Below are 14,995 nucleotides of genomic sequence, written 5' to 3'. Positions count from 1 at the left end.
CCATACGATGACCTATGTCACAACGCAGGCGGCGCCAAGCCGCCGCGGCGCGCGCCTGTTCAAGGGCGCGCTCGGTCTGGCAGTCACCCTGATCGTCACACTGTTTGCTGCGCACGCGCAGGCGCAGACTCGCGGCGGCACGCTCAATTTCATCGTTACGCCGGAGCCAACCGCGCTCGTGGACCTCGCCACCACGGCGACCAACGTGCTCAAGGTTAGCCCGAAAGTCGTGGAAGGCTTGCTGGAATACGACTTCAAGTTTCAACCGAAAGCTTCGCTAGCCACCTCGTGGGAAGTGAGCGACGACAGCCGCAAATACGTTTTCCATCTGCGCCGCGGCGTGAAATGGCACGACGGCAAGCCCTTCACGTCCGCCGACGTCGCGTATTCGATCCAGACGCTCCGGCAGGTGCACCCGCGCGCCAAGACCACCTTCGCCAACGTTACCGATGTCGCGACGCCGGACCCTTATACCGTTGTCATCACGCTGTCGAAGCCGGCACCGTATCTGATCAAGGCGTTCTCTTCGTCGGAAACGCCGATCGTGCCAAAGCATATCTACGAAGGCACCGACGTGCTGACCAACCCCGCGAATAACGCGCCGATCGGCACCGGTCCGTTTCGCTTCGTCAAATGGGTGCGCGGCAGCTACGTCGAATACATGCGCAACGACGACTACTGGGACAAAGGCAAGCCGTGGCTCGATCGCATTGTCGTCAAGGTGATCAACGATCCGGCCGCCCGCACCGTCGCTTTCGAAGACGGTTCCGTGGACCTGAGCGGCGACTCGCCCGTGCCGCTGTCCGATCTGGAGCGCCTCAAAGCCAACCGGAAGCTCGGACTCGAGACTCGCGGCTACGAGTTCCAGGCGGGCGTGGCGCGCATCGAGTTCAACCTCGACAACCCGGTATTGAAGAATCCGAAAGTGCGTCAGGCAATTGCTTCGGCGCTGGATCGTGAAGTGATTCGCAAGGTGATCTACTACGGCTACGCGACGCCGCTCGCCAGCCCGATCATTCCGTCGAGCCCCTACTACGACCCGGCGCCCACGCCCTATCCATTCAACGTGGAGCGTGCCAACGCGTTGCTAGACGAAGCGGGCTATCCGCGCAAAGCCGACGGCACGCGTTTCGCCCTGACCGTCGATCCCTTGCCGATCGGCGATCTGCCAGCGCGCACCGCCGCCTATGTCAAGTCGGCCCTCGCCCGTGTCGGCATTGCCGTCACCGTTCGCAGCCAGGATTTGCCTGCTTATCTGAAGCGAATCTACACCGACCGCGATTTCGATTTCTCGATCAATGGCATGAGCAATCTGTTCGATCCGGTGGTCGGTGTGGCGCGTCTCTACACGACCAGCAATTTCCGGCGTGGCGTGCCCTTCACCAACGGCTCCCATTACAGCAATCCGGAGATCGATCAATTGTTCTCGCAGGTCGCCGAAGAAACCGACGAAGCAAAGCGCAAGCAACTCTTCTCGCAGATTCAGCGCATTCTCGAACGCGATCTGCCGGACATCAATCTGGTGTCACCGCAATACCTGACCGTCTACTCGCGCGCGGTGCATAACCATACGACCTCGCCGGACGGCGTGTCGTCCAGTTTCGCCGATGTGTGGCTGCAACGCTAACCCTCTCCCGATTCACTCTCTCACGGAATTCGACTCACATGGAATACAGACAACTCGGCCGCAGCGGCATCAAGGTCTCGACGCTGACGCTCGGCACGATGATGTTCGGCGGCCCCACCGACGAAGCGAGCGCCGCGCGCATCATCGATCAGGCTCAGGAGCACGGCGTGAATTCGATCGATACGGCGGACGTGTACGCCAAAGGCGAGTCCGAGCGCGTGGTGGGCCGCAGCATCGCCGCGCAGCGCGAGCGCTGGGTGCTGGCGACCAAATTCGCGAACCCGCTGCAGGACGGCGATATCAACGCGCGTGGCGCATCGCGCAAGCACATCATACGGGCCGTGGATGCCAGCCTGAAACGCCTCAACACCGACTACATCGACCTGCTCTATATCCACCGCGAAGACCACGAAACACCGGTTGAAGAAACGGTGCGGGCACTCAACGATCTGATCCAGGCCGGCAAGCTGCGTTATTACGGCTTGTCGAATCATCGCGCGTGGAAAATCGCCGAATTCAGCCACACTGCGCAGGCGCTCGGACTCGATGCGCCGGTAGCGAGCCAGCCGCTCTACAACATCGCCAACCGCCAGGCCGAGGCTGAGCAATTGACAGCCGCGCACCGCTACGGACTCGGCGTGATTTCCTATAGCCCACTCGCGCGCGGCGTGTTGACGGGCAAGTACGAACCGGGCTCGACGCCAGGCGCCGATACGCGCGCGGGCCGCAGCGACCGGCGTCTGCAGCAGACCGAATGGCGTGCGGAATCACTCGAACTGGCGCGGCGCGTGCGCGAGCATGCGCAAGCGCGGGGGCTTTCCGCCGGGCAATTCGCACTCGCGTGGGTGCTCAATAGCCGTTACATCAGTTCGACCATTGCGGGCCCGCGCACGGAAGCGCAGTGGCTGGACTACTTGCCGGCGCTGCGCTACCGCCTGACGGCGGAAGATGAAACGTTCGTCGACTCGCTCGTCACGAGTGGCCATCCGTCCACGCCCGGTTTCAACGATCCGGGCCATCCGTTCTTCGGGCGAATCCCGCGTCATGGCACGTCCGAAAAAGAACCCGTGCTCGTTCAGCAGGGATCGCATTGACTTTCCACGGTTGCCAGCTCATGCAGTTGGCGACGGTTTTTTTCCGCCGGCACGGCAACCGCCTGGCCGGTCTTCGCAAAGCTACCGCGACTGACAATCGCCCGATAGCCCCGCTTCTTCCAATCACCCCCATTCCCCGCACTTCTATCATCATGTCCCGATCCATTGCAGCACCATCAGCCGTCAGACGGCGTGTCACCGGCGCTTTACTTCTGGCCACCACGCTTGCGAGCTTCACCGCGTTCTCCGCCCTCACCGCTTATGCCGCGGACAGCGGCGGCACCGCGCAGGAACTGCGCGTCGGCTTCGTGCCGGGCCCCTATGCCGACGAATTCAAGGCAGGTGTCGAGCCGCAATTGCGCAAGAAAGGCTATGCGATCAAATACGTCGAGTTCAGCACCGGCCTCGAAGCGAACCAGGCTGTCTATCGCGGCGAGATCATCGCCGACGTCATGCAGCACGAGGTCTATCTGAAGTCGTATAACGATCGCAACGGAACGGATCTGGTGGGCGTGGTGCAGGTTCCCACACCGCCGATGGGACTCTATTCGAGCAAACACCGTTCACTCGCGGAAGTGAAACCCGGCACTCGCGTCGCGGTACCGAACGATCCGGTCAATCTCGAACGTGCGCTGAAGATACTCCAGCGGATCGGCTGGATCAGGATCAAACCGAACCCGAATCCCGTCGACGTCACCGAGCGTGACGTGATCGCCAATCCGGCCGGCATCAAGATCGTCCCGCTCGAATCGGCACAGGCGCCACGCGCCCTTGAAGATGTCGATTACGCCGCGATTCAGGGCAATTTCGCGATCTTCAGCGGCCACAAACTGACCGATGCGCTCGCGCTCGAAGAGATGACGCCGCCGTATATCAACCAGGTCGTCGTGAAGGCATCCAACCGCAACGCACGCGCGACTCAGGATATCGTGCAGGCTTATCAGTCTGCAGACTTCCAGCACGCGATTCGCAGCAATCGCTTCTATGACGGCTTTCGCTTGCCGGCGTACTTCGGCAACGAGTGAGACGGTTTGAAGGATCGCGAGGGCGCCACCAGGCCACCCTCGCGAGGACTCGCACGCTATGCGGCCTGCGCGTCGAATGTCCGGCCCGGAATCGCGTCGAGCAGCGTGCGCGTGTACGGGTGTTGCGGCGCGCGCCAGATGTCCCGATGGTGCCCGCTCTCGACAATGCGCCCCGCCTGCATCACATGCACGCGATCGGCGATATAACGCACCACGGAAAGATCGTGCGAGATGAACAGATACGCCAGCCCGAGATCGCGTTTCAGATCGACCAGCAGATTGAGAATCTGCGCCTGAATCGATACGTCGAGCGCGGACACCGGCTCATCGCAGATCAGCAGATCCGGTTCCAGCACCAATGCCCGCGCTATCCCGATGCGTTGCCGTTGACCACCCGAAAACTCATGCGGAAAACGCGCGAGGGCCGAGCTCGGCAAGCCCACCCGATCGAGCATGGTGGCGATGCGTGAGCGGCGTTGCTGGGCGTTGCCAACACCGTTTCCCACCAGCACGGTATCGAGAATGTCCGCGACGGTGCGGCGCGGATTGAGCGACGCGTAAGGGTCCTGAAACACCATCTGCACATGACGCCGCAACGGCCGCAACTCGCGCTCGCCCAACGGCACGAGATCGGTGCCGCGCAAGCGGATGGCGCCGCCGGCGGCCGGCACGAGCCGCAAGATCGCCTTGGACAGCGTCGATTTCCCGCACCCGGATTCGCCGACAAGACCGACGGTCTCGCCGCGAGCGATCTGCAACGACACGCCGTCCACGGCGCGCAGCGTGCTCTTCCCATGGCGTTGCGGGTAGTCGATCCGCAAGTCCCGCAGTTCGAGCAACGGCGCATCGCCGGGCGACGCGGCACGCCCCGTGGCATCCGCGTCCGCCACGTATTGGCCGGTGCGCACCGAACGCGGCACCACGGCGAAACTCGGCTTGCCATCGTCGCCGATACCGTGACGGATTTCCGGCAGCTTCCACCCGCGATAATGCAGATCGTCCGCCAGGTTCAGCGAGGCGCCGAGCAGCCCGCGTGTGTAGGCATGCTGCGGTTGGGTAAAAAGCCGCGCAACCGGCGCCTCCTCGACCTTCTCACCCGCCAGCATGACCGCAACACGGTCCGCGTGCTTCGCGACGATGCCGAGATCGTGCGTGATAAGCAGCAACGACATCGACAACTCGCGCCGCAAACCATCGAGCAGTTCGAGAATATGCGCCTGAATGGTGACGTCGAGCGCCGTGGTCGGCTCGTCCGCAATCAACAGGCGCGGCCGGCAGGCCACCGCCATCGCAATCATCACCCGTTGGCGCTGGCCGCCGGAAAGCTCGTGCGGATAATCGAACACGCGTCGCTGCGGATCGGGAATCTGGACCAGTTCGAGCAATTCGACCGCGCGCTTCCATGCCGCCGCTTTGGAGAGGCTCTCGTGCTGGCGCAATGTCTCGACGATCTGCGCGCCGATCGAAAGCACGGGATTGAGCGAGGTCATCGGCTCCTGGAAGATCATCGAGATCTGCCGGCCGCGAATGTCCCGGATCTGGCGTGCGGGCAGATCGAGCAGCTCGCGGCCGTCGAAACGCAGGCTGCCCGTCACGCGTCCCGGCGTGGGCACGAGCCGCATCAACGAAAGCGCCGTTGCTGATTTGCCGCAGCCCGATTCGCCGACCAGCGCCAGCGTCTCGCCTTGCGCGATATCGAAACTCAGGCCGCGCACGGCTTGGTGCGCGCCGAAACTAACGCGCAGGTCGCGTACTTCAAGCAGGTTTGCCACTGTGCATCCTCGAATACGTTGTCAGCCGCGCGGCAGGCCGCGTCATGCGCCCGCCATTCAGCCGGATAGGGTCTCAGGCGCGTTCGCGCAGGCGCGGATTGAGTGCGTCGTTCAGGCCGTCGCCAAGCAGGTTCAGAGCGAGCACCGCGAGCACGATCGCCGCGCCGGGAACCGCGGTCAGATACCATGCCGTGCGCAGCGAATCGCGGCCGGCGCCGATCATGCCGCCCCAGCTGACCACGTTGGGGTCCCCCATGCCGAGAAACGATAGCGATGACTCGATCAGGATCGCGCTCGCCACCATCACCGAGGCGGTCACGATCACAGGCGGCAAAGCGTTCGGCAAAATCTCGCCGAAGATGATGCGCGCGTTGCTGAACCCCTGGCTGCGTGCGGCGAGCACGAAGTCGGACTGGCGCAGCGAGCGGAATTCCGCTCGTACGATTCGCGCGACGGTCGGCCACGAAGCGATCCCGATCGCGAGCGCGATGACCGTCACACTCGGCCGGCCGATCGCGACGATCACGATCACCAGCAAGAACGACGGCACCGTCTGGAAGAGTTCGGTAATACGGACCAGCACATTATCGATCACTCCGCCGAAGAAACCGCCCGTTGCACCGACCAGCGTGCCGATCACGAGCCCGATGCCGGCCGACACCGCGCCGATCAGCAGCGACACGCGTGTGCCATGAGCAATGCCCGCGGCCACGTCGCGCCCGAGTGAATCGGTGCCGAGCCGGTATTGCGTGTCCGTCCCCGGCCATTCGAATGGGGCCGCCACCATATCGAGCGGGTCGCCGGGAAACAGATGCCCGGCGCTCAGCGCGAGCGCGATGAACGCCGCGAGCAGCACCAGCCCGGCGAGCGCCGACGGATTGCGCAGCAGCGCGCGCCAGACGCCGCGCCCCGCTCCCGCGCGCTCCGGTGCAACGGCCGCATTGCCGCGCCGCAGACCAAACAGCGTACCGGCCAACTGGCGCCGCCACGGCGATGCCGTGGGCTCGGGCGGAGTGGAGATCAAATTGGAAGAATCGGAAGCCATGTCATCCTTCTGGAAAAAAACGAGTGGCGTCGACGCGATCCATCACGCGACGCGCGGGTCGAGCCATGCCTGCAGCAAATCGACCAGCACATTGGCGATGATCACGAGCAGCGAAGACAGCAGCAGCACGCCGAGCAGCACGCTGAAATCGCGCGCCATTACGGCGTCGAGCGCGAGTCGCCCGAGGCCGGGCCAGCTGAACACTGTCTCGGTCACCGCGGCGCCGCCCAGCAACGTACCGAAATGAATCCCGACGATGGTCGTGAGCGGCATCAGCGCATTGCGCAGCACATGCCGCACCGTGACACGCCACGGATGCAAGCCCTTGGCCTGCGCGGTACGCACGAAGTCCTGACGCTGCACTTCCAGCATCGCGGCCCGCGTCAGCCGCGCATAGATCGCGACAAAGAAGGTGGCCAGCGTCGCGGCCGGCAGCAGCACGTGCCGGGCTGCATCGGCGAAATACGCGAAGCCGTGCAATTGCACGCCGAGCGTGAGGTTGCCGCCGCTCGGCAACCAGCCCAGGTGTACCGAGAACAGCACGATGGCGAGCAATCCAATCCAGAAACCCGGCGTCGAATAGAACAGCAAGGCCAGCACGGAGAGCACACGGTCCGGCCACTTGCCGGCCCAATGTGCCATCACCGCGCCAAGCACCACGCCCGTCACGATCGCGAACGACAACGCCACGCCCATCAACAACAGCGTATTGGGCAGGCGCGACAGGATCAACTGCATGACCGGCATGTCGTAGCGCGGTGAATAGCCCAGGCTGAAGTGGGAAAGATGCGTCAGGTACGACCACAATTGATGCAGCACCGGTTGGTCGAGACCGAACTTCGCGCGCAGCACCTGCATGGTTTCCGCGGTCGCCGAACCGGATTCGCCGGCAAGCACGTCGGCGGCGTCGCCTGGCATCAGCTTCAGCAGGAAGAAGTTCAGGATCACGATGCCGATCACCGTCGGCAATGCCTGCCATGCGGTACGCCGGAGAATCGCACCAAAACGCAAACCTCGACTCATCGTGCCGCTCCTGTCATGCGCTGAGGTAGACATCCGCGAGATTGCCTTCCAGGCCTTGTGCGGACACCGTATGGTTGTGAACGCGCCGGTTCGCCAGCGTGACCATGCGCGGCGCGACCAGGTTGAGGATCGGCAGATCGCGGTACACGATCTGCTGGAACTGCTGGTACAACACGACGCGTTTGCTTTCGTCGGTTTCGACCGCGGCGCTTTCGAGCAGGCGGTCGACTTCCGGATTGCTGTAATGCGGTGCATTCGAAAACGGCACACCTGGGCGGATATTCTTCGACCAGTAGAGGCGTTGAACCCCCACGCTCGGGTCGAATAGCGTGTTGACGCCGATGCTCGTGAAATCGAACTGGCGATCGGCATACACACGCTTCAGGAATGCAGGCAAGTCCTGCGAGCGAACCGTCACGTCGATACCGACACGCGCCAGCGCGGATTTGACGTAGTCGGCCTGGCGCCGGTACATGTCGCCGTACGGCAGGAAGTCGTGCGTCAGACGGAAGCGCACGCCGCCGTCCTTGCGCGGATAGCCCGCGGCGTCGAGCAGCTTCTCCGCGTTGCCGATATCGAACGCGTACGGTGCGAGTTTTGCGTCGTGATAAGGCGAGCCCGGCGTGATCGGCGTGGGCGACAGATCGGCATAGCCGTAGGCCACCGTGCGCTGCACGACCTGCGGATTGATCGCATGCGCGATGGCCTGGCGCACGCGCACGTCTTTGAGGATAGGATGATCGAGATTGAAGTCGATCTCGGCGAGCGGTTCCAGAAATCGATAGCCGCGCGTTTCGACCGCCAGTTGCGGCAGTTGCGTGAGGCGCGGCAGATCCGTGAGCGGCACCGGGTTCTCGCCGCCCAGATCCAACGCGCCGGTTTCGAACGCGGCCGAGCGCGCGGCGGCGTCGGGAATGACCTTGAACACAAGGCTGTCGATGTACGGCTTGCCCGCGTCCCAGTAGTCCGGATTGCGCTCATAGACGATATTGGCGCCGCGCGTCCACGATTTGAAACGGAACGGTCCGGTGCCGATCGGCGCGTTGTTGTGCGGATTGGACAGCGGGTCGCCCTGCGCGTACAGGTGCTTGGGCACGATTGGCGATTCGCCGGCCGAGAGTGCTTTCAACAGATACGGCGCGGGCTTCGACAACTCGATCACCGCCGTGCGCGCATCGGGCGTGGCGACGCTTGTCACATTCGCGAACGTGCTGCGGCCCCTTGGATGCACCGATTTGAGCAGATCGATCGAGAAAGCGACGTCGGCCGACGTGAACGGCTGGCCGTCGTGCCATTTCACGTTCTGCCGCAGGGTGAAGGTGTACTTCAGGCCGTCCGGGCTGACGGACCACGCCGTGGCCAGTTGCGGCTTCGGGCGCAGGTCGAAGTCATAAGCCAGCAAGCCTTCCAGCACTTTGGAACTCGCGACGAGCGCGGGTCCGGTCGTCTGGAAGATCGACACGAGCACCGGCGGCTCCGGATTGATCAACATGTTCAGCGTGCCGCCCCGTTTCGGCGCGCCGGCCTCGCCCTGGGCGAACGCAAGTGCCGGCATGCCGGCCGCCGCGAGCGCCGCGCCCGATGAAATAAGAAATTCGCGTCGATTCAACCGTGCCATGTAATCCAGATCCTTATGCCGATGTTTCGGCCTTGCCGGCCGAATAGAGTGTTGTCGTGTCGGCAATGCCGCTGCCGCAGCGCTCACGATAAAGCCGCAGCGTCGGTAAAAGAACCAATCGTTATGTATATGCAAAGCATGGTGCGGAGGAAAGGCGCATCGGCGGGACGCCGCCTTTCCTTTTGTTACGTCGAGGGAGCATCGCTACGAAAACATACAAATAAGGATTGCGTATCTATTGTCGAGAGTTTGCGTTATTACTAAAGAATCGGTGTTTTAGCGCTTATTCGAGAGAAATAGTCGATATCCATATCGAATTTGATTGTTTGTTTCGTCGATTCGTTTTGCTTATCGTTGCTCGCCCGATTCGAGATTTTCCTCGGGCAATCACTTCTCCGACTCGCCCTCAAAAACGATTCAAACAACTATGAAAAAACTGCTTTTCGCTTTCAGCGTTTCGTCTCTCATGGTCGGTACGGCCAGTGCTCAAAGCAGCGTCACCCTGTATGGGATCGTGACCGGCAATGTGACCTACTCGAATAACGCGCAGACGGCTGCAACGCCGTCCTCCGGCAAACCCAAAGGCGGCGCGCAGGTGGCGCAGTTCGATAGCGGATCATCGGGACTCGCGTCGAGTCGCTGGGGCCTGAAAGGCGTGGAAGATCTGGGCGGTGGATTGAAGGCGCTGTTCCAGCTTGAAAATGGCTTCAGCGTGAACAACGGCGCAATTGGTCAAGGCGGCACGGAGTTCGGACGCCAGGCGTGGGTCGGTCTGAATGGCGGCCGCTACGGTACGTTCACGTTGGGACGCCAGGGCGACACCTCGGTGGAATTCGTATCGCCACTGATCTACGGGTGGTATTGGGGCAACCTCGCGATTCATCCGGCGGACTACGACAATCTGAACTTCACTCACCGCATCAACAATTCGCTGAAGTACCTCTCGGATTCGTTCAACGGCTTCCGCTTCGGCGCGCTGTACAGCTTGGGTGGCGTGGCCGGGAACGTCACGCAGAATCAACTGTGGTCCACCGGCGCCAGCTATACGGGCGGCGCGTTCGCCATTGCCGCGTCGATCGTCAACGCGCGCAATCCGAACACGTCGCTTTACGGCACCAATGCGAATGCAAGCGCCACGGGAAACAACCTTGGATCCGCGGGTTCGGCAACGACCGCCGAGTCCAATCCGGCGATCGCCGGCTTCGCATCGGCAAACACGCAGCAGACGATTTCCGTGGCGGCAACCTACACGGCAGGCGGAGCGATTGTCGGTGCGGCCTACTCGACCACCCAATTCCGTGGGCTGGGCTCGAACTCTTCGCTGAATACGCTGCACTATAGCGGTTCGACGAGGCTGAGCACCGTCAGTGCGAGCCTGCGCTATCAGGCCACGCCGTTTCTTCGATTCGGCACGTCGTTCGACTATACGGAGGGCGGCAGCGTGAGCGGAAAAGAGAGCGCCAAATACGAGCAGTTGAACCTTGGTGCGGCGTACTCGCTTTCCAAGGCAACCGACATTTACGTGACCGGCGCTTATCAACACGCGAGCGGCACCGATTCATTGGGACGGCCGGCGGTCGCGGCAATCGGCTATCTGACACCGTCCACCACCAGCAACCAGGTGGCCGTCTCGGCGGGTGTCAAGCATCTGTTCTAGAGCGAAGCAACAGGCCCCGGTCGAGCAACGGCTCGGGGTGAATGCCGTTGTCACATCGAAACACGCTAACGACATTTACCCCAGCATACACCCCGCTTCAGCTTCGTCAATGCACTTTGGGGAAACCGTGACGCTGCGCGAGTAGATCGAGAATGCGGCGCGTGTCCGTCACGAAGCGCTTGCTGCCCAACGTCTGGGCATCGGCGGGCGCGGGCTGCTCGTCACCGAGAATCAGTACCGGCAGACTCTGGTGCTCAGCGTCCAGCGCCTCGATCACCTCGGCGCGCGGACGCGCAAACGGCAGGCGGCGAATGTCGAGATGGGCGTTGCGCGCGGGATCGCTCGCCAGCAAACCTTCAATGGGCGCTCCGTCCGGGCAGATAAAGCGCTCGCCCGGATGATCCGGATCCGTAAAGCCCGGCTCCAGTAGTAACAGCAAATCTCGGCTCATAGTGTGCAATGCTCGAAAGGTGGTGAATGGATGGCAATCCGTTAGAACACGCGTCCTTCGGTCAGATGCGTAGTCACGCCGTTCAACTCGTAGTCGCCGATCACGCGCGCTTTGTGCAGCAGAGGGTTGTGACTGAAAATGGTGCGCAGATTGCGCCAATGACGGTCGAAATTGTGCGCGCGGCCTGTGGCCGATGCGCCGCCAATCTCGAACAGACGCTCGCCCGCATAAAGCGCCAGCTTGCTCACCACGAGCTGGGTTTTGGCAGTGGCCAGTGCGCCTTCCAGCACCAGCTCCTCCGCATTCGCCGCGCCGCTGTGGATCGCATTCGCCGAGCGGTCGAGCGTGCGTGCGTTCGCCGCGACCAGTGCATCGATCGAGAGGCTGTGCGCCGCAAGGTCGCCCACCACCTGCTGCACGAACCCATCCTCGCGCGCCGAGGGCGCCGGACTATGCAGCACCGGCCGGCCGTATTGCGTCACGTAGCGCCGTGCGTCCGCGAGAATGTTTCGCACGATACCCGCCGCGACCGTCACCAGATGCAGCTGCCGCACGGCGCTGCCATGCCGGCCGGCGAGCGTCGTATAGCCGCGTGTCGCTATCTCGTGAGAGAAAACCTGCACGTTGTCGAGCACGAGGCTGCCGCTCGCCGTCATGCGTTGCCCCATGCCGTCCCAGTCGTCGAGTACCTGCAATCCTTCACGCGACACGGGAATCACGATCGACACTTTTTCGTCGTTCTCGTTCTGCACGTTGATCCGCGCATAGTCGGCGAACGCGGTGCCGGTCGAGTAGTACTTTCTGCCTGTCACACGAAAGTGCTCGCCGTCGCGCACCAGCTTCGTCACGATTTCGCCCGGCCTTGCCGTCCCCAGTTCCGTGGACGCACCGCCAAAGATCGCCCCTTGCCGTATGCGCTCGATCTGCGTGTCGTTGAAGGCGGAACGCGGCGACAGCAGCAGTTGCTCGGTCTGGTCGAAGTGAATCCGCAGTGCGTGCGCGACATTCGATTCATGCGCGCCCAACGTGGCGATCACCTCGAAGAGGTCTTCCAACGTTCCGCCCAAACCGCCCCACTCGACCGGAAAACGGAGCACGCCCAGGCCGGATTCGCGAAACAGCCTGAAGCCGTCGAATGGCAACTCGCGCCGCACCTCACGTTGCGCGGCGTCTTCGCCAATCGCCTGAGCCAGCGCGGGCAACCCGGCGAGTGCTGCGTCGAGCCTCGCACGCGCCGTGGTGTCCTGAGAGACCTGCATGCCTTGATTCCTTGTAAAAGCGCACGGATCGCATTCGATCCGACTGTTTGAGTTGGGAAGATGGACCGGCGCGCCAATAAGACATGCCGCTGTGACGAATCAGTATAGGGACACGGCTCTCCGCACAAAACCAGCGAATCAAGCTATGAATATGCGCGATTGTGAAATGCGAATTGCGGATAAGGATCGATGAATCCGTTATTGGAGCAACGGGCGCCGCATTTCTATACTCGATCCCGGTCAGCACTCACCAACGACGAGTGCCAGAATTTAACCGTGGAAATGGAACCATGAGCCTACGTCCCTTGCATGACCGCCTGATCGTCAAGCGTCTCGACCAGGAAACCAGAACCGCTTCAGGCATTGTCATTCCGGAAAGCGCAGCGGAAAAACCCGACCAGGGCGAAGTGATCGCCATCGGACCGGGCAAGCGCGATAGCGACGGCAAACGCATCGAACCCGATCTGAAAGTCGGCGAACGCGTGCTGTTCGGCAAATATGCCGGGCAGTCGGTCAAGGTCGACGGTAATGAACTGCTCGTGCTGCGCGAAGAAGATGTCGTCGCAGTCGTCACTCAATAACGAAGGGAGCGTCTAACCATGGCAGCAAAAGAAATCATTTTCAGCGACGTCGCCCGCTCGAGGCTGGTCGAAGGCGTCAATATTCTCGCCAATGCGGTCAAGGTCACGCTGGGTCCGAAAGGCCGCAACGTGGTGCTCGAACGCAGCTTCGGCGCACCGATCGTCACCAAGGACGGTGTGTCGGTCGCGAAGGAAATCGAATTGTCGGACCGCGTGCAGAACATCGGCGCGCAGCTTGTCAAAGAAGTCGCTTCGCGCACCAGTGACGCCGCGGGTGACGGCACCACGACGGCGACCGTGCTCGCGCAAGCCATCGTGCGTGAAGGTCAGAAATACGTGGCGGCGGGCCTCAACCCGCTGGATCTGAAGCGCGGTATCGACAAGGCCGTGGTCGCCGCAATCGATGAACTAAAAAAGATCAGCAAGCCGACCACGACCAGCAAGGAAATCGCGCAGGTCGCGACGATTTCGGCCAACGGCGAAGAGTCGATCGGTCAGCGTATCGCGGAAGCGATCGACCGCGTCGGCAAGGAAGGCGTCATCACCGTGGAAGACGGCAAGTCGCTCGACGACGAACTCGACGTGGTGGAAGGTCTGCAATTCGATCGTGGCTACCTGTCGCCGTATTTCATCAACGATCAGGATAAACAGGTTGCGGTACTCGACAACCCGTTCGTGCTGCTGCACGACAAGAAAGTGTCGAACATTCGCGATCTGCTGCCGATCCTGGAACAGGTCGCGAAAGCCGGTCGCCCGCTGCTGATCATTGCGGAAGACGTGGAAGGCGAGGCGCTCGCCACGCTGGTGGTCAACAACATTCGCGGCATTCTGAAGACCGTCGCGGTGAAGGCGCCTGGCTTCGGCGATCGTCGCAAGGCGCTGCTCGAAGACATCGCGATCCTCACCGGCGGGCAAGTGATCGCTGAAGAAACTGGCCTGACACTCGATAAAGCGACGCTCGCCGAACTGGGTCAGGCCAAGCGCATCGAAGTCGGCAAGGAGAACACCACGGTCATCGACGGCGCGGGCGACAGCAAGAATATCGAAGCGCGCGTGAAGCAGATTCGCGTGCAGATCGAGGAAGCGACTTCCGACTACGACCGCGAAAAACTTCAGGAACGCGTCGCGAAGCTGGCGGGTGGCGTGGCGGTGATCAAGGTGGGCGGCGCAACCGAAATCGAGGTCAAGGAAAAGAAAGACCGTGTCGACGACGCACTGCATGCAACGCGCGCAGCCGTTGAAGAAGGCATCGTGCCGGGCGGCGGCGTCGCGCTGATTCGTGTGAAGCAGGCGATCAGCGGGCTCAGGGGCGTGAATGCCGATCAGGATGCAGGCATCAAGATCGTGTTGCGCGCGCTCGAAGAACCGTTGCGCCAGATTGTCACGAACGCGGGCGAGGAAGCGAGCGTGGTGGTTGCGAAGGTCGCTGAAGGCACGGGCAATTTCGGTTACAACGCACAGACCGGCGAATATGGCGATCTGGTCGAATCGGGCGTGCTGGATCCGACCAAGGTCACACGCACCGCGCTGCAGAACGCGGCTTCGGTAGCCGGGCTGCTGCTGACCACCGACGCCACCGTTCACGAAGCTCCGAAGGATGCGCCGGCCGCGGGTCAGCCAGGCGGTCCTGGCGCGGGCGCCCCGGGACTCGATTTCTGACGACTCACCGCTTCCGCCTGGCACCAGGCAATTAGCGCGGTAAACACGGGCCGGTACTCGCTTTCCAGCGAGCCGGCCCGTTCTGTTTTCCACTTTCCTCGCACATGTATGGCAGACGCCGAACCATGCCCATCGCTATGTCATCGCGATCCTGCATGCGACTCGCGCTGGTGTGCTTTGGTGC

At 62.3% G+C, this 14,995-nt stretch carries 12 protein-coding genes; 6 read left to right on the top strand and 6 right to left on the bottom strand.

All coding sequences use genetic code 11. The annotated features are described in order from the left end of the window. The first annotated feature begins 7 nt into the window (after positions 1–7). From P0D70_RS14415 to P0D70_RS14405, 3 genes are all read left to right on the top strand, one after another. The gene (locus tag P0D70_RS14415; protein ID WP_408184990.1) at positions 8–1,627 is read left to right on the top strand and encodes an ABC transporter substrate-binding protein; all 1,620 of its coding nucleotides are present in this window, start codon (positions 8–10) and stop codon (positions 1,625–1,627) included. A gap of 38 nt (positions 1,628–1,665) precedes the next feature. Further along, positions 1,666–2,721 carry an aldo/keto reductase gene (locus P0D70_RS14410; protein WP_408184989.1) on the top strand — a complete coding sequence of 352 codons (1,056 nt, stop codon included), beginning with the start codon at positions 1,666–1,668 and terminating at the stop codon, positions 2,719–2,721. 152 nt (positions 2,722–2,873) lie between these two features. Then, a complete protein-coding gene (locus P0D70_RS14405; protein WP_408184988.1) occupies positions 2,874–3,746 on the top strand; it encodes a MetQ/NlpA family ABC transporter substrate-binding protein in 873 nt (290 codons plus the stop codon). A 56-nt stretch (positions 3,747–3,802) separates the two neighbouring features. On the opposite strand, the gene P0D70_RS14400 is transcribed toward P0D70_RS14405, so the two are convergent. The 4 genes from P0D70_RS14400 to P0D70_RS14385 all read right to left on the bottom strand — a co-directional run bounded on the left by P0D70_RS14400 (position 3,803) and on the right by P0D70_RS14385 (position 9,204). Then, the gene (locus tag P0D70_RS14400) at positions 3,803–5,518 is read right to left on the bottom strand and encodes an ABC transporter ATP-binding protein (protein ID WP_408184987.1); all 1,716 of its coding nucleotides are present in this window, start codon (positions 5,516–5,518) and stop codon (positions 3,803–3,805) included. 73 nt (positions 5,519–5,591) lie between these two features. Further along, positions 5,592–6,563: an ABC transporter permease gene (locus P0D70_RS14395; RefSeq protein ID WP_408184986.1), complete on the bottom strand. Its 972-nt coding sequence runs from the start codon at positions 6,561–6,563 to the stop codon at positions 5,592–5,594. Between the two features lie 42 nt (positions 6,564–6,605). After that, the gene (locus tag P0D70_RS14390; protein WP_408184985.1) at positions 6,606–7,586 is read right to left on the bottom strand and encodes an ABC transporter permease; all 981 of its coding nucleotides are present in this window, start codon (positions 7,584–7,586) and stop codon (positions 6,606–6,608) included. Positions 7,587–7,599: 13 nt separating this feature from the next. Further along, positions 7,600–9,204 (bottom strand): ABC transporter substrate-binding protein, encoded by a 1,605-nt coding sequence (locus P0D70_RS14385; protein WP_408184984.1) that lies wholly within the window; start codon positions 9,202–9,204, stop codon positions 7,600–7,602. 427 nt (positions 9,205–9,631) lie between these two features. Here P0D70_RS14385 and P0D70_RS14380 point away from each other — a divergent pair, with 427 nt between their 5' ends. Next, positions 9,632–10,861: a porin gene (locus P0D70_RS14380; RefSeq protein ID WP_408184983.1), complete on the top strand. Its 1,230-nt coding sequence runs from the start codon at positions 9,632–9,634 to the stop codon at positions 10,859–10,861. Between the two features lie 106 nt (positions 10,862–10,967). Here P0D70_RS14380 and P0D70_RS14375 read toward each other — a convergent pair whose 3' ends face one another. Together P0D70_RS14375 and P0D70_RS14370 are read right to left on the bottom strand one after the other, a co-directional pair. Then, entirely contained in the window at positions 10,968–11,312 is a 345-nt protein-coding gene (locus tag P0D70_RS14375; RefSeq protein ID WP_408184982.1) for a DUF3088 domain-containing protein, read from the bottom strand. 41 nt (positions 11,313–11,353) lie between these two features. Further along, positions 11,354–12,571: an acyl-CoA dehydrogenase family protein gene (locus tag P0D70_RS14370; RefSeq protein ID WP_408184981.1), complete on the bottom strand. Its 1,218-nt coding sequence runs from the start codon at positions 12,569–12,571 to the stop codon at positions 11,354–11,356. A gap of 290 nt (positions 12,572–12,861) precedes the next feature. On the opposite strand from P0D70_RS14370, the gene P0D70_RS14365 reads away from it, so the two are divergent. Together P0D70_RS14365 and groL are read left to right on the top strand one after the other, a co-directional pair. Beyond that, on the top strand, positions 12,862–13,152 hold the full coding sequence (locus tag P0D70_RS14365; protein WP_028199802.1) for a co-chaperone GroES: 291 nt from the start codon (positions 12,862–12,864) through the stop codon (positions 13,150–13,152). Positions 13,153–13,170: 18 nt separating this feature from the next. Then, complete coding sequence (gene groL / locus P0D70_RS14360) at positions 13,171–14,811, top strand: chaperonin GroEL (RefSeq protein ID WP_408184980.1); 1,641 nt, start codon at positions 13,171–13,173, stop codon at positions 14,809–14,811. Positions 14,812–14,995 lie beyond the last annotated feature (184 nt).

It is taken from the genome of Paraburkholderia sp. RL17-381-BIF-C, assembly GCF_046026435.1.
Classification (GTDB): Bacteria; Pseudomonadota; Gammaproteobacteria; order Burkholderiales; family Burkholderiaceae; genus Paraburkholderia.
Note: the sequence above shows the minus strand (reverse complement) of the source record. Positions and strands in the feature narration are given on the sequence as shown.